The sequence below is a fragment of the Pseudodesulfovibrio hydrargyri genome (genome assembly GCF_001874525.1).
Taxonomy (GTDB): domain Bacteria; phylum Desulfobacterota; class Desulfovibrionia; order Desulfovibrionales; family Desulfovibrionaceae; genus Pseudodesulfovibrio; species Pseudodesulfovibrio hydrargyri.
On sequence record NZ_LKAQ01000004.1, the window covers coordinates 1,914,060 to 1,934,591 of the forward strand.

The 20,532-nt window shown below is 64.0% G+C and carries 21 protein-coding genes and 1 tRNA gene; 10 read left to right on the forward strand and 12 right to left on the reverse strand.

Going from position 1 to position 20,532, the window contains the following annotated elements; genetic code table 11:
• Positions 1 to 68 precede the first annotated feature (68 nt).
• From BerOc1_RS13180 to BerOc1_RS13205, 6 genes are all read right to left on the reverse strand, one after another.
• Positions 69 to 320 carry a zinc-ribbon domain-containing protein gene (locus BerOc1_RS13180; RefSeq protein ID WP_071546134.1) on the reverse strand — a complete coding sequence of 84 codons (252 nt, stop codon included), beginning with the start codon at positions 318 to 320 and terminating at the stop codon, positions 69 to 71.
• Positions 321 to 361: 41 nt separating this feature from the next.
• The gene (locus BerOc1_RS13185; protein ID WP_071546135.1) at positions 362 to 1,009 is read right to left on the reverse strand and encodes a phosphatase PAP2 family protein; all 648 of its coding nucleotides are present in this window, start codon (positions 1,007 to 1,009) and stop codon (positions 362 to 364) included.
• A gap of 42 nt (positions 1,010 to 1,051) precedes the next feature.
• The gene (locus BerOc1_RS13190) at positions 1,052 to 2,395 is read right to left on the reverse strand and encodes a glycerate kinase type-2 family protein (protein WP_071546136.1); all 1,344 of its coding nucleotides are present in this window, start codon (positions 2,393 to 2,395) and stop codon (positions 1,052 to 1,054) included.
• A 12-nt stretch (positions 2,396 to 2,407) separates the two neighbouring features.
• The gene (locus BerOc1_RS13195; protein WP_071546137.1) at positions 2,408 to 3,388 is read right to left on the reverse strand and encodes a 2-hydroxyacid dehydrogenase; all 981 of its coding nucleotides are present in this window, start codon (positions 3,386 to 3,388) and stop codon (positions 2,408 to 2,410) included.
• Between the two features lie 117 nt (positions 3,389 to 3,505).
• Positions 3,506 to 3,582: transfer RNA gene (locus tag BerOc1_RS13200), tRNA-Arg, on the reverse strand.
• Between the two features lie 52 nt (positions 3,583 to 3,634).
• Entirely contained in the window at positions 3,635 to 4,066 is a 432-nt protein-coding gene (locus tag BerOc1_RS13205) for a pyridoxamine 5'-phosphate oxidase family protein (protein ID WP_071546138.1), read from the reverse strand.
• Positions 4,067 to 4,120: 54 nt separating this feature from the next.
• Here BerOc1_RS13205 and BerOc1_RS13210 point away from each other — a divergent pair, with 54 nt between their 5' ends.
• The 7 genes from BerOc1_RS13210 (at position 4,121) to BerOc1_RS13240 (ending at position 10,244) form a co-directional block, all read left to right on the forward strand.
• Positions 4,121 to 4,810 carry a phosphoadenosine phosphosulfate reductase family protein gene (locus BerOc1_RS13210; protein ID WP_071546139.1) on the forward strand — a complete coding sequence of 230 codons (690 nt, stop codon included), beginning with the start codon at positions 4,121 to 4,123 and terminating at the stop codon, positions 4,808 to 4,810.
• Positions 4,811 to 5,137: 327 nt separating this feature from the next.
• Positions 5,138 to 7,039 carry an NADH-quinone oxidoreductase subunit 5 family protein gene (locus BerOc1_RS13215; RefSeq protein WP_071546140.1) on the forward strand — a complete coding sequence of 634 codons (1,902 nt, stop codon included), beginning with the start codon at positions 5,138 to 5,140 and terminating at the stop codon, positions 7,037 to 7,039.
• Entirely contained in the window at positions 7,039 to 7,887 is an 849-nt protein-coding gene (locus BerOc1_RS13220; protein ID WP_071546141.1) for a respiratory chain complex I subunit 1 family protein, read from the forward strand. The genes BerOc1_RS13215 and BerOc1_RS13220 overlap by 1 nt, the downstream gene beginning before the upstream one ends.
• Positions 7,888 to 7,890: 3 nt before the next feature.
• A complete protein-coding gene (locus BerOc1_RS13225; RefSeq protein ID WP_071546142.1) occupies positions 7,891 to 8,334 on the forward strand; it encodes an NADH-quinone oxidoreductase subunit B family protein in 444 nt (147 codons plus the stop codon).
• A gap of 18 nt (positions 8,335 to 8,352) precedes the next feature.
• A complete protein-coding gene (locus BerOc1_RS13230) occupies positions 8,353 to 8,718 on the forward strand; it encodes an NADH-quinone oxidoreductase subunit C (RefSeq protein WP_071546143.1) in 366 nt (121 codons plus the stop codon).
• 9 nt (positions 8,719 to 8,727) lie between these two features.
• Positions 8,728 to 9,807 carry a hydrogenase large subunit gene (locus BerOc1_RS13235; protein WP_071546144.1) on the forward strand — a complete coding sequence of 360 codons (1,080 nt, stop codon included), beginning with the start codon at positions 8,728 to 8,730 and terminating at the stop codon, positions 9,805 to 9,807.
• 8 nt (positions 9,808 to 9,815) lie between these two features.
• Complete coding sequence (locus BerOc1_RS13240) at positions 9,816 to 10,244, forward strand: 4Fe-4S binding protein (RefSeq protein WP_071546145.1); 429 nt, start codon at positions 9,816 to 9,818, stop codon at positions 10,242 to 10,244.
• A 62-nt stretch (positions 10,245 to 10,306) separates the two neighbouring features.
• Here the strand turns inward: BerOc1_RS13240 and BerOc1_RS13245 are convergent, their stop codons facing one another.
• The 6 genes from BerOc1_RS13245 to BerOc1_RS13270 form a co-directional block, all read right to left on the reverse strand.
• Complete coding sequence (locus BerOc1_RS13245) at positions 10,307 to 11,698, reverse strand: hypothetical protein (protein ID WP_071546146.1); 1,392 nt, start codon at positions 11,696 to 11,698, stop codon at positions 10,307 to 10,309.
• A 13-nt stretch (positions 11,699 to 11,711) separates the two neighbouring features.
• Positions 11,712 to 12,503 carry a hypothetical protein gene (locus BerOc1_RS13250; protein ID WP_071546147.1) on the reverse strand — a complete coding sequence of 264 codons (792 nt, stop codon included), beginning with the start codon at positions 12,501 to 12,503 and terminating at the stop codon, positions 11,712 to 11,714.
• A 240-nt stretch (positions 12,504 to 12,743) separates the two neighbouring features.
• Positions 12,744 to 13,283: an FmdE family protein gene (locus BerOc1_RS13255; RefSeq protein WP_071546148.1), complete on the reverse strand. Its 540-nt coding sequence runs from the start codon at positions 13,281 to 13,283 to the stop codon at positions 12,744 to 12,746.
• A gap of 23 nt (positions 13,284 to 13,306) precedes the next feature.
• Positions 13,307 to 14,062 carry an ABC transporter ATP-binding protein gene (locus tag BerOc1_RS13260; protein ID WP_071546149.1) on the reverse strand — a complete coding sequence of 252 codons (756 nt, stop codon included), beginning with the start codon at positions 14,060 to 14,062 and terminating at the stop codon, positions 13,307 to 13,309.
• On the reverse strand, positions 14,059 to 15,129 hold the full coding sequence (locus BerOc1_RS13265) for a FecCD family ABC transporter permease (protein WP_071546150.1): 1,071 nt from the start codon (positions 15,127 to 15,129) through the stop codon (positions 14,059 to 14,061). The genes BerOc1_RS13260 and BerOc1_RS13265 overlap by 4 nt, the downstream gene beginning before the upstream one ends.
• Positions 15,130 to 16,236 (reverse strand): iron ABC transporter substrate-binding protein, encoded by a 1,107-nt coding sequence (locus BerOc1_RS13270; protein WP_071546151.1) that lies wholly within the window; start codon positions 16,234 to 16,236, stop codon positions 15,130 to 15,132.
• Between the two features lie 384 nt (positions 16,237 to 16,620).
• On the opposite strand from BerOc1_RS13270, the gene ispG reads away from it, so the two are divergent.
• From ispG to BerOc1_RS13285, 3 genes are all read left to right on the forward strand, one after another.
• Entirely contained in the window at positions 16,621 to 17,694 is a 1,074-nt protein-coding gene (gene ispG, locus BerOc1_RS13275) for a flavodoxin-dependent (E)-4-hydroxy-3-methylbut-2-enyl-diphosphate synthase (protein WP_071546152.1), read from the forward strand.
• Positions 17,695 to 19,437 (forward strand): proline--tRNA ligase, encoded by a 1,743-nt coding sequence (locus BerOc1_RS13280; protein ID WP_071546153.1) that lies wholly within the window; start codon positions 17,695 to 17,697, stop codon positions 19,435 to 19,437.
• Positions 19,438 to 19,791: 354 nt separating this feature from the next.
• Positions 19,792 to 20,403 carry a LysE family translocator gene (locus tag BerOc1_RS13285; protein ID WP_071546154.1) on the forward strand — a complete coding sequence of 204 codons (612 nt, stop codon included), beginning with the start codon at positions 19,792 to 19,794 and terminating at the stop codon, positions 20,401 to 20,403.
• Positions 20,404 to 20,532 lie beyond the last annotated feature (129 nt).

Sequence of the window (20,532 nt, forward strand, 5' to 3'; positions counted from 1 at the left end):
GTCCACGCGACAAGCCCCCGCCCGGATGCGTTCCGGCGGGGGCTTGTCGCGTAAACCGGGCGGAGTGGTCAGCGCATGAGCAGGCCGATGAGGGCGAGGGGCAACCCCAGGCCCAGGAGCACGGTCGCGAACTCGTCGGCCCCGTACAGGAGGAGCAGGCCTCCGGCGACCGCGAGCCCCGCGCCGCAGAGCATGGCCAGGCGCGGAGAAAGGGGCATGGTCCGTTTGAGGGCGTCGTTGGTCCGGGCCAGGGGGCGGCCGCAGTTGCGGCATCGGGAGGCGTGCGGCCGGACGGCCGCACCGCAGATCGGGCACTTCATGGGCAGGGGGTTACCATGGTTTGTCGTTCAAGAAAATCATTTTATTCCGGTTGAATGGGGCCAGCCGCCGGTCGGCCGGTCCCGTTGCGGACCAACCGCCAGCCCCACAGGGCGGCGGTCACACCGATGAACGCGCCGCAGAGTACGTCCGAAGGGTAATGCCGCAGGGCGAGCACTCGGCTTATACCCACGGCCGTTGCCAGCGCCAGGGCGGGCACGCGCAGCCGGGGCAGGAGCACCCCCAGGGCGGTCATGGCCGAAAAGATGCGCAGGGTGTGGCCCGAGGGGAAGGAGGCATGCATGCCTCCTCCCGCCAGGGGAAAGAAGCCGTACACGCCCTTGTTGAAGAGCAGCGGCGGCCGGGCCCGGCCGAAGAGCTCCTTGAACACGTCGCCGACGAGCATGGCGCAGGCCACGGACAGGCAGAGATAGAGCAGGCCGCGCGAGCGGTTCGTCAGGCCGTTGGCCAGCCCGTCCACGGCCCCAGCGATCAACCCCGCCGCGACCAGAACGTTGAAGAACAGGTGGTTGGCCACCTGGGACAACCCCTTGGCCGCGGCGTGCCAGGCAGTGCCGCGCAGGCTCAGGGCCGCCTCGGCCGCGGGCCGGTCCACGAAAAGATAGCAGACGATGATGAGCCCTCCGAGGGCAAGGGCGGCCCATCCGGTCCGGATCAGGGTGGTGCGCATGGTCCGCCTTCTCCTATGCTCCGACGTTTCGGGCGTACCCGGTCAGGCCGGGTCCACCAGCACGGCGGCCACGTCCATGACGTTGGTCCGGGTGGGGCCGGTCCTGAGCAGGGCGCCCGCGCCGTCCAGGAAGTGGTAGGCGTCATTCTCGGCCAGGGCTCGCCCTGCGGCCTCGGATCGCTCGCCGCAGGCCGTGTCCGGGAAGGCCATGCCCCCGGCCGCGTCCGTGGGGCCGTCCGTGCCGTCCGTGCCCAGGCTCATGGCCGAAATCCGCTCGCCCGCGTCCCCCAGGGCGGTCATCTCCAGGGCCGCGGCCAGGGCCCATTCCTGGTTGCGGCCGCCCTTGCCGCCGCCCTTGATGGTTACCGTGGTCTCGCCTCCGGCCAGGAGGCAGACGGGCGGCCGTGTTTCGCCCCCGCCGAGACTGTATTTCCCGGCCAACCGGATGAGCCGGGCGGCCTGGTCCCGGGCCTCGCCCTCCATGGCCAGGTCCACAACCACCGGGGTGTAGCCCAGGTCGCGGGCGGCCGTTGCCGCGCCGTGAACGGCCATGGCGTTGCCCGCCACGATGGAGTTGCGCACCCGCGCAAAGCAGAGGTCGCCCGCCTTGCGCGTCTCCGGGGCGCGCCCGGCGCAGCCGTCGGCCACGGCCCGGACCACGCTGTCCGGCATGCGGTGGCACAGTCGGTACTTGTCCAGGATGGCCTGGCAGTCCGGGAAGGTGGAGTCGTCGGGCGCGGTGGGCCCGGAGCCGATGACGTCCAGCCGGTCGCCGACCACGTCCGAGATGATCAGGGTGGCGACCGTGGCCGGGGCCAGGGTCTCGGCCAGGTGTCCGCCCTTGAACCGCGAGAGGTGCTTGCGGATGGCGTTGATCTCGCCGATGGCCGCGCCGCATTCGAGCAGCCTGCGCGTGGCCTCCTGCTTGTCGGCCAGGGAGACCGCGCCGAGCGGCGAGGGCGCCAGGGCGCTGGCCCCGCCGGACAGGAGAAACAGGATCAGGTCCCGCTCCCGGGCGTCGGCCGCGCGTTCGAGCAGCGCACCGGCCGCGCGCACCCCGGCCTCGTCGGGCACGGGGTGGCCGGACTCCATGACCTCGGTCCGGGCCAGGGACAGGCCGTGGCCGTACTTGGTGGCCACCAGTCCGCTGTCCAACCGGTCGCCCAGGATGTCCTCCATGGTCGCGGCCATGGCCGCCGAGGCCTTGCCCGCGCCGAGCAGGAGCACCCGGTCGTAGTCGTCCAGATCGTACTTCCGGCCGTCCACGGCCAGGATGTTCCCCTCTCGTTTCACGGCCGCCCTCAGGGCGGGATCCGGGGCCACGGCCTGGAGCGCACCGTCGACGATGCGCAGCAGGCGGGCCTTTTTCTCGGCGTAAGCGGTCATGTTCTCTCGGGTCTAATCGTAGATTTCGGGGTTGAGGCAGGTCTCGGGCTTGTGGCCCTTGAGCATGGCCAGCATGTTGCGGGCGGCCAGCATGGACATGTCCGTGCGCGAGGACTCCGTGCCCGAGCCGATGTGCGGCAGCAGGACCACGTTGGCAAGCTCGGCCAGGCCCGGGGTCAGGGCGGGCTCGTTTTCGTACACGTCCAGCCCCGCACCCGCGATCTCGCCCGCCTTGAGGGCCTCGAGCAGGGCCTGCTCGTCGATGACCGGGCCGCGCGCGGTGTTGATGATGTAGGCGGTCCTCTTCATGCGCTTGAACGCATCGGCCCCGAACAGATGGCGGGTGCCGGGGTTCAGCGGGGCGTGCAGGGAGATGAAGTCGGACTCTTCCAGCAGTTCCTCGAAGGAGACCAGGCGGGCGTTCAACTCCTTGTCCAGGGTCTCGTTCCTGCGGCCGGACGAGCTGGTGTACAGGACCGGCATGTCGAAGCCCCGGCTCATGCGGGCCATGGCCGTGCCGATGCGGCCCGCGCCCACGATGCCCAGCGTCTTGCCGGTCACGTCGCCGCCGATGAATTGCATGGGGCCCCAGCCGGCCCAGGAGCCCGAGCGCATGACCGCGTCCGCCTCCACGACCCTCCGGGCCACGCCGAAGAGCAGGGACCAGGCGCACTCGGCCGTGGCGTTGGTCAATACGTCCGGGGTGTTGGTCACGGGCAGCCCGCGCCGGGTGGCCTCGGGCACGTCGATGTTGTCGAAGCCCACGGCGTAGTTGGCGTACCCCTTGAGGTTCGGGGCCGCGTCGAAGAATTCGGCGTCGATCCTCTCGGTCAGCAGGCCGATGACGCCCTGGCAGTCCTTGATGATCTCGAGCAGCCGTTCGCGGGGCACCGGAGCGTCGTCTGGGTTGACCTCCACCTCGGCCGCCTGGCGGAGCAGGTCGAGGCCTTGTTTGGGAATCTGCCGGGTGACGTATACTTTGGGTAGGTTCATTGTCGCCTCCTTGGTGTTCCCCCTAAGGATGCTGTCCATTGGCCGCGGAGTCAATGGGTGATCGGCAACAACGAAAAACCCCCTTGCAGGCTGGGCCTGAAGGGGGCTTTGCTATCGTGGTGCGCCCGGCACGATTCGAACGTGCGATCTTTCGGTTCGTAGCCGAATGCTCTATCCAGCTGAGCCACGGGCGCGCAAACGAAGTGAATGTCTATGCCCAAGCGTGGCCCACGTCAAGGGATTTTTTCAGGAATTTTTCAGTTTGGTGGTGAAGAGGTCGTCCATCCCCGTGGCCAGGCACGCCTCGACGCCGTTGACGCGGATGAGCATGGCGTCGGATTGGTCCGCCAGACCGGCCATCTGCGGGAACTTCATCAGGAAGAGCCGGGTGATGGCCTCGGTGGTCTGCCGCTTCTTGATGGGCGAATGGACCCCCTGGATGCTCAGGGCCACTCCTTCCTCCCGCCGGTCGATCAGCAGGGATACGTGGGGGTGCTCCCGGATGTTCCGGCAGGTCTGCGAGGAGCCGGGCGTGAAGAAGTAGAATTTCATGGCCGCGTGGTCCGCGAAGAAGTACATGAGGGCGCAGTGCGGACGGATGCCGTCGGAGGTGGCCAGCGCGCAGGTTTCTTCCCGGGTGATGAGGTCGTCGATGAGACGCAGTTTTTCCTTGCTCATGGAACTGGTCTACGGCAACTTCAGGCGGTCCGCCATTATAAAGAATTGAATACGATGCCGACCCTGGACGAAAAAATTCTGCACAGCGAGAAGCTCCTGTCCGACCTGCTGGACCAGGCCCTGGCCGGGGACGGCCCGGCGCGCGTGCGCGTGGCCTGGACCGGGGGCAAGGATTCCACCGTGGCCCTGTTCATCTGGAAGATGCTCGTGGAGCACGCCGGGGCCGGGCCGGTCCGCGCCGTGACCCTGGACACGGGATGCAAGTTCCCGGAGGTCCTGGCCTTCCGCGACCGCATGACCGTCGAATGGGGCGTGGATTTGTGTATCGCCCGGCCCGAGGTCTCCCTTGAGGGGTATCCCCTGGCCGTCGACCCGCTCCGATGCTGCCGTGAACTCAAGGTTGAGCCGCTCAAAAAGGCGCTACGGGCCACTCGGACCACGCACCTGCTGACCGGCATCCGCCGGGACGAGCATCCGGACCGCGCCGGGCGGCTCGAGTCCGAGGCGCGGACCGACCCGGACCACACCCTGGTCAACCCGCTGCTCGACTGGACCGAAACCGACATCTGGGCCTTTCACGCCCGCTTCGGCCTGCCCCATTGCGAACTGTACGACCGGGGCTACCGTTCCCTGGGCTGCAAACCCTGCACGACCCTGCCGGACGGACAGGGGGGCGAGCGGTCCGGCAGGGCCCGGAGCAAGGAAGCGGTTTTGTCCGCTTTAACTGGACTCGGATATTTTTAATCCCCAAAAATGTTCACTCGGTGAACTCCCCGGAGGCCCCGCCAAGCGGGCCTTGTCTTTTCCTTCACAATATTCCGGACTTCTCTGGTCTCTCTTTTTCCAAAAATGTCATTCGGTGTAAAAACGTGTGAAGATACAGTGAGTTGCATCCGAAAAAAGGATAGGGCAAAAGTCCGATTGGGGTCTTGACCTGGGGGTCAACTTCCCCTAAGGACAAATGTTTACTAGGCTAAGGGTAAAGTGCATTCGCATCGGCTTTCGGTTGGAGGTGAACCGGAAGTCGGCTGCCTGCTGTACTCGTTCTTCATCTTCTGAAACGAGGTCTTCATGTCAAATCTGTTAGTGCTTCTCATCCTGCTGCCTGCGGCGGCGGCGCTGGTTTGCTATTTCGTGCGGTCCATGGCCGTGCGGAGGCTGACCGTGCTCGCCACCGGAGGCATCCTGACGCTCTCGGCGTTGGGGCTGCTCGCGCAGGGGACGTTTGCGCCGACCGAGGTCGGCTCATTCCTGGGGATCGGCAGCGACTTCCTGGTCACGGTCCTGGATTTCGTCCTGCTCGGGGTCATTTACTTCTACGGTTACAAACACAAGAGCCTGCTCATCCAGGGATTCACCCTGGCCCAGGTGGTCCTGCTCGCCTGGTTCGAGTTCTTCATGGTCGGCCATGAGGCTGTCCCGGCCATGATGGGCGACCAGCTCTCCCTGATCATGGTCCTGGTCATCTCGATCGTCGGCTCCCTGATCTGTATCTTCGCGCTCCCCTACATGAAGGAGCACGAGGAGCACCTGCACCTGAAGAAGACGCGCCAGCCGAGGTTCTTCTTCTTCATGCTCATCTTCCTGGGCGCCATGAACGGGCTGGTCCTGTCCAACAACATCCTGTGGATGTACTTCTTCTTCGAAGTGACCACCTTCTGTTCCTTCATGCTCATCGGCCACGACGCCACCGAGATCGCCACCAAAAACGCGGTCCGCGCCCTGTGGATGAACGCCCTGGGCGGGCTGGCCTTCGTCATCGGCATGATGCTCGTCTACACCCAGGCCGGAACCCTGAACATCAGCGCCATCCTGGCTCTGGGAACCACCGCCCCGGTCATGCTTACCGGGCTGGCCTTCCTCTGTCTGGCCGGCTTCACCAAGGCCGCCCAGGTCCCGTTCCAGTCCTGGCTGCTCGGGGCCATGGTCGCCCCGACCCCGGTGTCCGCACTGCTGCACTCCTCAACCATGGTCAAGGCGGGCGTGTTCGTGGTCCTGCGGTTCGCCCCGGCCTTTGCCGGGACCTTCCTGTCCACGGGCGTGGCCGTGTGCGGCGCGTTCACCTTCCTGGCCTGCGCCGCTCTGGGCGTGGGGCAGTCCAACGGCAAGAAGATCCTGGCCTACTCCACGGTGGGCAATCTCGGCCTGATCATCTGCTGCGCGGGCATCAACACCCCGCTGGCCCTGACCGCCGCGATCATCCTGATCCTCTTCCACGCCATCTCCAAGTCCCTGCTCTTCCTGTGCGTCGGCACCATCGAGCAGTCCATCGGTTCGCGCGACATCGAGGACATGCGCGGCCTGTACGGTTCCAACCCCCGCACGGCCCTGATCACCATCGTCGGCATCCTGACCATGATCCTCCCGCCGTTCGGCGTGCTGCTCGGCAAGTGGATGGCCATGGAGGCCTCGGCCGACTCCAACATCTTCGTCGTGGTCATGCTGGCCATGGGCTCGGCCATGATGGTCGTGTACCTGGCCCGCTGGGCCGGTTCGATGATGGGCTCCCGCAAGCCGGGCGCCAGGGCCGAATCCCAGCCCATGCTGATCCGGCTTCCGCTCATGACCCTGTGCCTCGGCGCGGTGGTCCTGTCCCTGGCCTCGCCGTGGATCTACAACTCCATGCTGGCCCCCTGGATCGGCTCCGCACCCTTCGTGGTCGGCTTCGGCTCCCTGGAATCCGCGCACGGCACCTTCGTGGTCGTGCCCCTGTTCCTGGTCCTCGGCCTGGGCCTGCTCTATGCGGTCAGGGCCGCCTCTGGCTACCGCAGGGTCAAGATCATGCCGCCCTACGTGAGCGGAGCCAACTCCGCCTCCGGCGACGGCGCCTACGTCGGTCCCATGAACGGCGACGTGCCGTTCTCCACCGGCAACCTGTACCTGGGCGAGATGTTCGCTGAACCCAAGCTCACGCCCATCTTCAACGCACTGGCGGTCGCGCTGATCGTCCTCATGCTGGGAGGGGCGCTCTAATGGAAACTCTCATTCTCGTCATCATCGGACTTGTGGCCGCGCCGCTCTTGGGCGGTCTGATCGCCGGTCTGGATCGCCGGGTCACGGCCTGGTTCCAATCCCGGCAGGGTCCCCCGATCATGCAGGCCTTCTATGACGTGGCCAAGCTCTTCGGCAAGGAGAAGATGGTCGTCAACCAGTGGCAGATCCTCTGCGCCTGGGTGTACCTCATCGCCGCGGCCGTGTCCGTGGCCCTGTTCTTCGCCCAGGGCGACCTGCTGCTCGTCTTCTTCGTGCAGGCCATCGGCGCGGTCTTCCTGGTCATGGGCGCCATGGCCGCCAAGTCCCCGTACTCCCAGGTGGGCGCGCAGCGCGAGCTGCTCCAGATCCTGGCCTACGAGCCGATCCTGATCCTGGTCTTCGTGGGCTTTTACATGGTCACCGGCAGCTTCTCCATCGACGCCATCTGGGCGCAGGACCTGCCGCTGCTGGCCAGGATGCCGCTTCTGTACCTGGCCCTGGGCTACGCCCTGACCATCAAGCTGCGGAAGTCCCCGTTCGACTTCTCGACCTCGCACCACGGACACCAGGAACTGGTCAAGGGCGTGCTCACCGAGTACTCCGGCCCCTACCTGGGACTGATCGAGATCGCCCACTGGTACGAGACCGTCCTGGTCCTGTCCCTGTGCGCGCTCTTCTGGCACACCAACGTGGCCTGGATGGCGCTTTTGCTCGTGGCCACCTACCTGCTCGAAATCCTGGTGGACAACACCATGGCCCGCATGACCTGGCGCTGGATGCTCAAGCGCGTCTGGCTGCTCGGCATGGGCATGTCCGTCGTTAACCTCATCTGGCTGTACGCGGGGTAAATCATGTTTGGATCATTCATCAAGAAATCTCGCGCCAAGTCACCGTGGATCATGCATTTCGACTGCGGTAGCTGCAACGGCTGCGACATCGAGGTCCTGGCCTGCCTGACCCCCCTCTACGACGTGGAGCGGTTCGGGATCATCAACGTCGGCAACCCCAAGCACGCCGACGTGCTCCTGGTCACCGGCACGGTCAACCACCGGAACAAGAAGGTGCTCAAGAACATCTACGACCAGATGCCCGAGCCCAAGGCCGTCATCGCCATCGGCGCGTGCGGCAACACCGGCGGCATTTTCCGCGAGGCCTACAACGTCGTGGGCGGCGTGGACAAGGTCATCCCCGTGGACGTCTACGTCCCCGGCTGCCCGGCCAAGCCAGAGGCCATCATCGACGGCGTCGTGGCGGGACTGGCCAAGTTCGCCCAGAAAGTGGAAGAAGCCAAGTAGCTTCACGCGAGGTACATAATGCAAGGTAAAGTTATCGACGTGACCCTCGACACCCTTGTCGGCGAGGTCATGAACATGAAGAACGAAGGACAGAGGCTGGTCACGTACTCCGCCTACCAGGACGGGGACAAGCTCGGCATCCTCTACCACTTCGACAAGGACCTGGAGACCACCCACCTGCGGCTTGTCGCCGACATGGACAAGCCCATCCCGAGCGTGTCCGGCGTCTACTTCGCCGCGCTGCTGGTGGAAAACGAAATCCGCGACCAGTGGAACGTCAAGTTCGACGGCCTGGTCCTCGACTTCAACCGTACGCTCTTGCTTGATCCCGAGGTCACCCAGGTTCCCCTGGTGTCCAACGTCAAGATAGAGCCCAAGAAATAGGGGGCTGAAATGGCAACCACCGTTATACCCTTCGGCCCGCAGCATCCCGTCCTGCCCGAACCGGTCCATCTGACTCTCAAGGTCGAGGACGAGATCGTCAAGGAGGCCATTCCGGCCCTGGGCTACGTCCACCGCGGCCTGGAAAAGCTGGCCGACATCCGCGACTTCCACCAGATGATCAACGTCTGCGAGCGCGTCTGCGGCATCTGTTCCATGATCCACGGCACCTGCTACTCCGAGACCGTCGAGGAGCTCATGGGCATCGAGGTCACGGACCGCGCCAAGCTGCTGCGCGTCATCTGGAGCGAGCTGCACCGCAGCCACTCCCACCTGCTCTGGCTGGGCCTGTTCGCCGACGCCTTCGGCTTCGAGTCCCTGTTCATGCAGTTCTGGAAGATCCGCGAGCGCATCATGGACATCAACGAGGCCACCACCGGCAGTCGCGTCATCGTGTCCGTCAACGTCATCGGCGGCGTGCGCGCCGACCTCTCCCCGGAGCAGATCCGCTGGATCCTGTCCGAGATCGAGATCGTCGAGAAGGAGGTCAAGGGACTGCAGGAAACGATCATGAACGACTACACCGTCAAGACCCGCACCGTGGGCGTGGGCGTGATGACCAAGGCCCAGGCCTGGGAACTCGGCGCGGCCGGCCCGACCCTGCGCGGTTCGGGCGTGGCCCAGGACATGCGCCAGCAGGGCTACGGCGGCTACTCGTTCCTGGACTTCGAACCCGTGGTCGAGACCGCCGGCGACTGCTGGGCGCGCTCCACGGTCCGTTTCCGCGAAGTGCTACAGTCCATCGACCTGGTCCGCCAGGCCATCGCCAAGCTGCCCGAGGGCGAGCTGGCCGTGAAGGTCAAGGGCAACCCGCCCGAGGGAGAGGCCTACCGCCGGGTGGAACAGCCGCGCGGCGAGTGCGTCTACTACATCCGGGGCAACGGCACCAAACACCTCGACCGGCTGCGCATCCGCACCCCCACGTTCGCCAACATCCCGCCGCTGCTGGCCATGCTGCCGGAGTGCGAGCTGGCCGACGTGCCGGTCATCGTGCTGTCCATTGACCCGTGCATCAGCTGCACCGAACGCTAGGAGGACGCATGCTGTTTACACCCACAGTCATCAGGAACCTGCTCAAGAAGCCCGCCACCCGGAACTATCCCTTCGAGGTGCGCGAGCCGTTTCCCAACTACCGGGGCGAGCTGGTCATCGACATCGACAAGTGCATCTTCTGCGGCATGTGCTCCCGCAAATGTCCCAGCCAGTGCATCACCGTGGACAAGGACGCCGGAACCTGGCAGTGCGACCCGCACGCCTGCGTCTACTGCGGCCTGTGCCGGGACAACTGCCCGACCAAGTGCCTGTCCATGAAAGATACGCACCGCAAGCCGGTCACCGAAAAGGTCGTCTGGATCGAGCAGGGCAATCCGCCCAAACCGAAAAAGAAGACCGCCGCCCCCAAGGCCGAGGCCAAAGCCGAGCCCGAGGAAAAGGCCGAGGCGAAAGCGGACAAAAAGGAAGAGAAGTAGGCCGCGTTCCGCTCCCTGCGATCGATAAGAAAAGCCCCGGCTCGTACGAGCCGGGGCTTATTTTATTCGGAAGTTGTTGGCTTCTCCTTGCCTGCGATGGTTTTGAATTCGGCCTTGAACCCTTTGACGGCTCCTACGATCTCTTCTCCCACGGTTGTGATCTTGCTTTTTCCCGAAGCGCCCTCCAGCTTCGCCTTCAGCGCCTCCAACTTGGCAATCAGGCGTTTTTTGGCCGTGTCGTAGTCGCTCTTGAGCATGTCCAGCCGAGCTTTGGCCGCAACATTCGAGGATAGGGCTCCGGTATTGCCGGGGCCGGCCGGTGCGGTGTTGTCGAGGTCCAAATCTATTCCCGCGTACTTGCCCGCTATACTGATGGCCGTATTGGTCACGGCCCTGCTGATCATCAACTGGCTCGCTATCATGTCGGAAGGGTCGCCATGCACTTGCTGGATTCGATTCATCAGGGGCGTGTCCTGAACAATGATGATCTCGGCCTTGCCCTGGGCACTGGCCCAGGTCTTGTCTCTCATGAGCTTCCAGTTTTTGGGGTCCTCATCACTGATGACCTTTTTCCAGACAGGGTCGGATGGGTCCTGCATCCGGTAGATTTGAGTGTTCTGGATGTTGACCGTGCGCGTGAGTCGCGTCAGGGTTTCCGTCCCAAGGTCGGACGCTGCCACCTGTAACGGCGCAGTCCCTTCCCAGCGGGCCGTCATCTGTTCGAAAATTTTGTCTGGCGGGGTATCATCTAATAGGTAATTGCGATTGATCTTTCTAACTGTTTCTACGAGTTGGGAATAGGCGCCGACCGATTTGTCTTGTTCCAGGGCATGAGTCGTGATGGACTTAATATTTTCGGTGAAATACTTCTCGTATTCCGTCCCAAGGTTGCCGCCCAATTCTTCCAGCTGTCCCTTTATGTTGAATAACCCGTTGACAATGACTTGGGATCTGTCCGCCAAGGTCGCCGTGAGAGTCTCGGGTGGAACTTTTTCAAGGTTCTGCCTGTAGTTTTCAACGTTCGTTTCAACAAGAGCGATGGCCTTCGTGAGCAAATCGTACCTGGCATCGAGTGCTTCGATAAAAACTTTCTTCCGTCTTGGTTGCAAGCCACCGGGACTTTTGTAAATGGCACAGGATGTGTCCGTTTTTTCTTGGACCGCATCCTTCTTTTTGCTGGCGGCCTGTTTTTTGACCAGACATTGCAGCCAGAGAAGCTCCAGGAGATCGTCCGCCAGCTCTGTCCGACGCTGTTTTATCTCCTCGGCCTGCCCTTTGTAGTTGTCCAGGAGACTCCGGACCTTAAGCAGATCATATTCGTCCATGGGGACAGGCCGTTCGGGCTCGTTTGTTTCTCCGGTGTACATAGACAGCTGAAGAGTCATGCTGGCCGTGCTGCAGCCGAAGCCGAGAAGGGCCAGGGAGGCGATCAGGAATATTCTTAATCCGTTCATTTCGCACCTCCTTCTAGGGCATGCTCTGGAGCATTTCGATGAGTTTGGTCATTTCACTGATGGTGGCTTTTTGGGAAGCGGTGTCAGTGGGGGGGCTGGTGGCGAGGGCGTCAAGCTCACCTTCGATAAGGTGCCCGTAATTGCGAGTGGCATGCATGGAGGCCATGAGGGTTCCATGCTCCCCGAGGGCCTGGGCATTGAAGAGATCGGAGAGTTGATTGATATTCAGCGCCGCTTCGGTGGATTGGGTGAAGTTGTTGATGGCGTTGAGTACCTTGGTCGGGTCGGATGACAACAGGAAGACCATCTTTTCGTCCGCGTGTCGCATTACAATGCCTTCGGTTGGCTGGTATTCGATATAGCACATGCCTTCGCGCTGAAAGTTCTCCGTGGTGGGGTAGGACAGAACAAGGCGCAGCGTGTCGAGCGTTTTCTGCCGGTCCTTCGGGTCGCTTGCTGGATTTGCGGCTATTTTGAGCCATTCCTTGTAGGCGGCGAGCACCTTCTTGTCGATCTCCTGTTCTATGGCGATGCGGGTTTTCAGGTCCTTGAGAATCTGGTCGGCATTGACGGCACCGGTAAGGCTGTCAACGCTGGCCCGGGGGTACCATCCCGAGGCGTATTTGCCTTCGGTCAATTGTGCGTTCGCTTTGATGTCCAATCGATAGACGCTGACCTCCCCAGAGGGGTTGTAGGCTGCGTAGTACCGTGATTCCTGTACATCAATTCCGCACCCCATAAGGCTCAGGGCGAGCACGGCCAGTAAGAGCAGGGCCGGATAAATGGGTCTGTCCGTCATTCGCATTACCAACCTCCTTGGTATATAAATTGATTAAACTTTATAGAGTATAGATATGAATATATGCGCACTGTTGCCCATGATCTGTTTTCTGTCAATGCGGGTTTACATTTTTAACAAAAGAAAGTGGTCGGGCGGGTCAAGTGCACGTCGGCGTATTCTCGGGACGGGCGAAAGCAAAGCCCCGGCTCGTTCGAGCCGGGGCTGCATGCATTCAAGCAGTGGGGCGGTTGCCGGAAGCGGGGGTCACAGCTTCTGGTCGATGTCCCTGAAGCAGGGGATGCAGTAGGTCTTGCCGCCATAGCGGCGGGTGCGGGATTCCATGGTCATTTCGCCGCATTGTTCGCAGCGCAGGCTTTGCAGCACGGCGGCGGGGCGGGGCGCGGGGCAGTCGAGGGGGGTGACGGCGAACATGTCGTCCAGGGGCAGGGCCATGAAGCGTTCGATGCCCGCTTCCCGGGTCTCTCCGGGGCGGCCCATGGCGGAATCCCGGAGCACGGCGCGGAACCCCTTGCCGGACGTGCGGTCGAAGAAGGTGAAGGCGCGCTTGCCGTAGTCGCGGTGGATGAAGTTGCCCTTGCCCAGGGTGCAGTCGGTCAAAAACTGGATGGCGTCCACGCCGCACATGTCGGTCTCTGCCACGGCGACCAGGTCCAGGGCGTCCAGGTCGCCGAGTTCGCGCCGGGCCAGTTCCACGGCGCGGACGCCGATGGTCAGGCCGGGGCAGTGGTGGCCGTGGAAGGCGATGGCCGCGTCGATCCTATCCTGGGGAATGGAGCAGGGCATGGGGATTCTCCTTTTGTTCGGGGCTAGGCGGCCGGGACCACCATGGGGTGGCCCTGGACGTGGTGAATGTGCACGGGCAGGCCGTAGACCTCCTCGACCACGGCCGAGGTGACCTCGCAGGCCGGGCCGGAGGAGTGGATGCGTCCATCCTTGAGGAACAGGACCTGGTCCGCGTAGCGCAGGGCGGTGTTCAGGTCGTGCATGGTCATGATCGCGGCGATGCGGTGTTCGTCCACCACCCGGCGGAGCATGGTCAGGATGTCCACTTGGCTCTTGAGGTCCAGGCTGGAGGTGGGCTCGTCCAGGAGCATGAGGCGCGGTTCCTGGACCAGGGCGCGGGCGATGGCCACCTTTTGCAGCTCGCCGCCGGACAGGCGGTCGATGTGGCGCAGGGCGAGGTGGGTCATGTGCAGCCGTTTCAGGGCGGAGTCGACCATCTTGAGGTCCTTTTCGCCCACCCGCCAGACGATGTGCGGCTTGCGGCCCATGAGCACGGCGTCGAACACGGTCAGCCGGGCGGCCTCGTTGCGCTGGGCCACGTAGCCGATGCCCAGCGCGATCTCGTGCGGTCGCATCCTGAGCACGTCGCGGTCCTCGACCATGACCTTGCCCGCGCTTGGGGCGTGGATGGCGTTGATGCACTTGAGCAGGGTGGTCTTGCCCACGCCGTTGGGGCCGAGGATGGCCATGAGTTCTCCGCCGTCCAGGTTGAACCGCACGTCCCGGAGGACGCGGGTGCCGTTGTAGGCGAAGTCGAGATCGGTGACCGAAAGGATCATCGCCGCTGCCCCCTTATGATGAGATAGATGAAGACCGGCGCGCCCATGAACGCGGTCAGGACCGAGACCGGCAGCATGTGCGGGGCCAGGACCAGCCGGGCGGCGGTGTCCGAGACGAGCAGGAGCAGGCCGCCCGCCAGGATGGAGCCCGGCAGCAGGAAGCGGTGGTCCGAGCCGATGACCCGGCGGACCATGTGCGGGACCACCAGGCCGACGAAGCCGATGATGCCCAGGAAGGCGATGACCACGGCCGTGAGCAGGGAGGCGAGCAGCATGCCGAAGAGCCGGACCCGGTCCACGCGCACGCCCAACCCCTGGGCGGTCTCGTCGCCCGCGTCGATGGCGTTGTAGTTCCAGCCGTTGGCCAGGAAATAGAGGGAGGTGACGAGGGTCACTCCGGCCATGACTCCCAACTCGGTCCAGGAGGCCCGGGCCGTGTCGCCGAAGGTCCAGAAGACCATGGCCGCCAGCTGCACGTCGTCGGCGAAGAATTGCAGGAACATGGTCCCGGCGGTGAACAGCGCGCCCAGCGCCACGCCGGTCAGGATCATGATCTCGGGCGAGGACCCGCGCAGCCGGGAGACCCCGACGATGACCCCGGCCGCGGCCAGGCTGAAGACGAAGGCCACGCCCGTGGTCAGGTACGGGTTGGTGACGTTCACTGCGTCCGCGTTGCTGGAGCCCATGATCCCGCCGCCCAGGACCATCACGGAAAGGGCCGCGCCGAAGGCCGCCGCGTGGGAGATGCCCAGGGTGAAGGGCGAGCCGAGCGGGTTGCGCAGGATGGACTGCATGACCGCCCCGGCCACGGCCAGCCCGGCCCCGGCCACGATGGACGCCAGGGCCTGGGGCAGACGGATGTTCCAGACGATCACGTCGAACCGCTTGGACACGGCCCAGCCCATGAGGGTCCTGGCCACGTCCGCCACCGGGATGTTGGCCGCGCCCAGGGAGATGGAGACCACCAGGGCCGCGGCCAGCAGCCCGCCGGTCAGGCAGACCACGACGAGCTTGACGCCGATGTACCGCCGGTATTCGGCCGGGACCTGGCCATCGGAGAAGTGCATCTAATTCACCGGGACCGGCTTGAAGGCCATGCCGTGGAACAGGGCGTCCATGTCCTTGAAGACCGGCTTGCCCACCAGGAAGGTGTATATCTCGTCCGCCTTGGCCGCCGGGTCCACGTCCGAGAACCGGTCGGGGTAGAGAACCTTGCCGATGAAATAGGCGTCGGCCAGGATGGAGCCGAAATTCTGGGTGTACCAGTTGTACGGCAGCACGCCGTAGACGCGGCCTTCCTTCACGGCGGAGAGCATGCGGTAGGCCGGATCGGTGCGCAGTTCGAACAGCCCGCCCGCGTCGTCGCCCAGCTGCAGGGTGGCCAGGTCCAGGAAAAGCACGTCCGGGTTCCACTCGACGATCTTTTCCTTGGCGATGTCGGACTGGGCCAGGCTTTTGCCCGCCTTGCCCGCCTCATAGGCCAGGTTGATGGCGTTGACGAACTGGAACGGCGGATAGGCCGGTTCCGTGGACTGGAAGCCGTGCGGCCCCCGGAAGGCCACGCCGCCCAGATAGACCGTGGACCGTTCCTGGCCCGGCACGTTGCCCGTGCGGTGGCTCAGGTCGGCTATGAGCCCGTCGATGTACCCGATGACCTCCTCGGCGCGTTGTTCCCTGCCCATGGCCTGGGCCATGATGCGCAGGCTCTTGTACAGGGCGGGCCGCTTGTTGCCCAGGTTGCCGTAGTCGAGGACGACCACCGGGATGCCTGTCTTGTCCTGGAGCTCCTGGGGATCGTAGCCCATGGACGAGGTGTAGGTCTTGAAGATGACCTGGGGCTGTGGCTCCAGGGTCAGGATCAGTTCGGGATTGTCGTGTCCCCTGAACTCGCCGAATATGGGCATCTTCTTGAACTGCGGGTTGGCGATGGCGTAGGGCCTGGCGTCGAATTTGCGGCGGCGGGCCTCGATATCGTCCACGGCCACGATGCGGTCCTGGGCACCGAGGTAGGTCAAAAGCCGCAGGCAGCCGGAGCCGGAGCAGATGGCCTGATCGATCGTGTCCGGGATGTCGTTCACTCGGCCGTTCGAGTCGGTCAGGGTGCGCGCCGCCCCGATGGCGGGCACGGCCAGGAAGAAGATGAGAGCGACGCAAAGAAGACGATGCTTTTTCATTTGAACACCTTGCATGGCATACGAAATGGTAATTGCAACCTATTGATTGCTACGAATATATGAAATGTAACACCATAAACTTCCTAAATAAAACCGGGAAGGGCGTCAAGAGGGAAATGAAAACGGACTGTTGCGGTCCATTTTTGTCCGGGACGGCCGCCGGAGAGGAAGGCCGCGATGGGGGAAAAGGTGATAAGGCTTTGGCTGGAGAGAGCGGGAGCGCCGTGTTATCATTGGGAACTGGACAGGTGCGTTTCGCGCTCGGGATCACTTGTTCGTCCGTGCCCGACGCCGAGTCCGCGCCCGGAGTGGGGCAGCCGCCCGGGGCCGGCGTGCCCGCGCCACTTGGCTTGGCCGGGGAAATTGCGTAATGTGCGTGTCCTTATGCAGCGGAAGCGGACAAGAACAGTGAACATCGGCGGCGTGGGCATCGGCGGGGACAACCCGGTCCGGGTCCAGTCCATGTGCAACACGGACACGCGCGACGTCCTGGCCACGGTGGCACAGATTCACCAACTGGCCGAGGCCGGGTGCGAGATCGTGCGCCTGGCCGTGCCCGACGAGGCGGCGGCCGCGAAGCTTGCGGCCATCCGCGAACAGTCGCCCGTGCCGCTCATCGCGGACATCCACTTCGACCACCGGCTGGCCCTGGCCGCGCTGGACGCGGGTTTCGACGGCCTGCGCATCAACCCGGGCAACATCGGGGATGAGGCCAAGGTGGACGCTGTTGTCCGGGCGGCCAAGGAGCGCTCCACGCCCATCCGCATTGGGGTCAACGGCGGATCGCTCGAAAAGGACCTGCTGAAACAATACGGCGGCCCCACGCCCGAGGCCATGGTCGAGTCCGGCCTGCGGCACGTGCGCATGCTCGAGGCGCGCGGTTTCCACGACATCAAGATTTCCCTCAAGACCTCGTCCGTGCTCAAGACCATGGCGGCCTACCGGCTCATGTCCGAACAGGTGGATTACCCGCTGCACATCGGCATCACCGAGGCGGGGACGCTCGTGCGCGGCGCGGTCAAGTCCTCGGTCGGGCTGGGCATCCTCCTGCACGAAGGCATCGGCGACACCATGCGCGTGTCCCTGACCCACGATCCGGTGGCCGAGATCGGCGTGGCCTACGAAATCCTCCGCTCCCTGGGCTTGCGGGAACGCGGCCCGGAGATTATATCCTGCCCTACCTGCGGGCGCACCGAGATCGGCCTGATCGAACTGGCCGAGCGGGTGGAGGCGGCGCTTCGGGGCGTGGAAGAGGTCTTTACCGTGGCCGTCATGGGCTGCGTGGTCAACGGTCCGGGCGAGGCCCGGGAGGCCGACATCGGCATCGCCGGAGGCCGGGACCTGGGCATCATTTTCCGCAAGGGCGAGGTGGTCCGCAAGGTCCGGGGCAACGCCAACCTGCTGCCCGAATTCATGAAAGAAATCGATAAATTCCTGGAAGAAAGGAGAACCGACTAGATGCGTCTTTCCCGCTATTACATCCCGACCCTGAAGGAGGACCCGGCCGACGCCGAGGTGGTCTCCCACAAGCTCCTGATGCGCGCGGGCATGATCCGCAAGCTGACCAGCGGCATTTACAACTATCTGCCGCTCGGCCTGCGCTCCATCAACAAGGTGGCGCGGATCGTGCGCGAGGAGATGGACCGCGCGGGGGCGCTGGAAGTCCTTCTGCCCTCCGTCCAGCCCGCCGACCTGTGGAAGGAGACCGGCCGCTGGGAGTACTACGGCAAGGAACTCCTCCGCTTCAAGGACCGCCACGACCGCGACTACTGCCTCGGACCGACCCACGAGGAGGTCATCACCGACCTGGTGCGCGGCGAGATCAAGTCCTACAAGCAGCTGCCGGTCAACCTCTACCAGGTGCAGACCAAGTTCCGCGACGAGATCCGCCCCCGGTTCGGGCTCATGCGCGGCCGCGAGTTCATCATGAAGGACGGCTACTCCTTCGACCGCGACGAGGCGGGTGCGGAGCAGTCCTATTGGGACATGTTCAACGCCTACAAGGCCGCGTTCTCGCGCATCGGCCTGCGTTTCAAGCCGGTCCAGGCCGACTCCGGGGCCATCGGCGGCGACTTCTCCCATGAATTCATGGTCCTGGCCGAGACCGGCGAGGACACCATCGCCTCCTGCCTGTCCTGCGACTTCGCGGCCAATCTGGAAAAGGCCAGGGTCAACGCGCCCGAGAACGCGTCCATCGACGAAGCCGCCGTGCCGCCCATGGAGGAGATCGCCACCCCGGGTGCCCACACCGTGGACGAGGTCTGCGGATTCCTCAAGATTTCCCCGGACAAGCTGGTCAAGACCCTGCTTTTCGTGGTCGACGGTCGGCCCGTGGCCGGGCTGGTGCGCGGCGACCGCGAACTCAACGACATCAAGCTGCGCAACCTGGTGGGCGGCAATGAGATCGAGCTGGCCGACGAGGCCCTGGTCAGGAAGCTGACCAACGCGCCGGTCGGTTTCGCCGGTCCCGCCGGGCTGGACCCCGAGGTGCCCGTCTACGCGGACCACGAACTGCTCGGTGCCACCGACTGGGTGGCCGGAGCCAACAAGGGCGACACCCACGTGCTGCACCTGGCGCTCGGCCGCGACTGCGAGATCGCCCAATACGCGGACCTGCGCGTCATCGAGCCCACCGACGTCTGCCCGGAATGCGGCGGCGAGATCGAATTCACCAAGGGCATCGAGGTCGGCCACGTCTTCAAGCTCGGCCTCAAATACTCCAAGAAGATGGAAGCCACCTTCCTGGACGAGAACGGCAAGTCCCAATACATGATAATGGGCTGCTACGGCATCGGCGTGTCGCGCATCGTAGCCTCGGCCATCGAGCAGAACTTCGACGACAACGGCTGCTGCTTCCCGCCGTCCATCGCCCCGTTCGAGGTCTGCCTGATCTCGCTCGGCGGCAAGGACCAGGACGTGGCCGACAAGGCCGAGGAACTCTACGCCGAACTGCAAAAACTCGGTGTGGACGCGGCCTTCGACGACCGGGGCGAGCGCCCCGGCGTCAAGTTCGCCGAGGCCGACCTGATCGGCTACCCCATGCAGCTCGTGCTTGGCGGCAAGGGCCTCAAGAACGGCATCATCGAAGCCAAGGACCGTAAGACAGGCGAAAAGATCGAGCTCCCGCTCGACACCTTCGCCGAGTCCTTCACCGCTTGGCGAAACCGGATCTGGAACAACTGGGGCCTCCAAACCCCCTAGATTCCGCACGTTCGTTGACATTGCAAACTCCCCGGCGCGGAATCGCGCCGGGGAGTTTTTTTGTTTGCCCCCGGCCCCCCATCCCCATCCTTTCCGAAACTTTTTATGCGCTTCGCGGGGGTGGCGGATTGAGGGAGGGCGAGTTGTTGCCTTTGAGGCACGGCAAGCGGCGTTTGCACGGCCCCCGCGAAGCGGCGCTAAAAAGTTTTGAAGGGGAGTCCAGAGGGGAAACTTTTTCAAAAGTTTTCCCTCTGGCCGCCGGAGGCATTCTTCCCCTCCGCGCTTTCCGGTTGAAGCGTGGAGGTGGGGGTGGTAGGTTGTGATCGGCCGGGAAAACCATATGGGAGAAAGACTATGACTATCGAGAGCGGCATTGCCTTGGCCTTGGCCACGCTGGTGTTCGCGTGCATTCCGGGGCCGGGCATTTCGGCTGTGGTGGCGCAGTCGCTGGCGCGCGGTTTCAAGGCCGGGGCGGGGTTCACCTGCGGGCTGGCTCTGGGCGACGTGTGTTACCTGCTGACCGCCCTGTTCGGCATGGGCTGGGTGGCCTCGCGGATCGGGCCGTATTTCGTCGTCTTGAAATGGGCGGGCGCGGCCTATCTGGTGTACATGGGCGTGAAGTGCTGGCGGGCCAGACCGAATATTGAGCAGGCCGAGTGCGCGTTGCCGGTCCGTCCGGGACGCAGCTTCCTGGCCGGGCTGTGCGTGACGCTGGGCAACCCCAAGGCCATCGCCTTCTATTGCGGCTTTTTGCCCGGCTTCGTGGACATGCGGGCCCTGACCGGTTCCGATGTGATTTTGGTCATGTCCATCATCGTTCCGATCATCGCCACGGTCCCGCTGATCTACGCCGCACTTGCCGCGCGCGGCCGCCACGCCATCCGCTCGACCCGGCTGTGGAAGGCCATGAACCGCACGGCCGGCACGATCATGATCGGCGCGGGCGTAGCCATTGCTTCGGAGTAAGCTGAATAAACATGAAATAAACCGGACCCCCGATCCCTCCCCACCGCGAAGCGGCAATAAAAAGTTTAGGAAGGATGAGGGGATGGGGGTCCGGGGGAAGGGGAGAAGGGAAGCCCTTTTCAAAGGGTT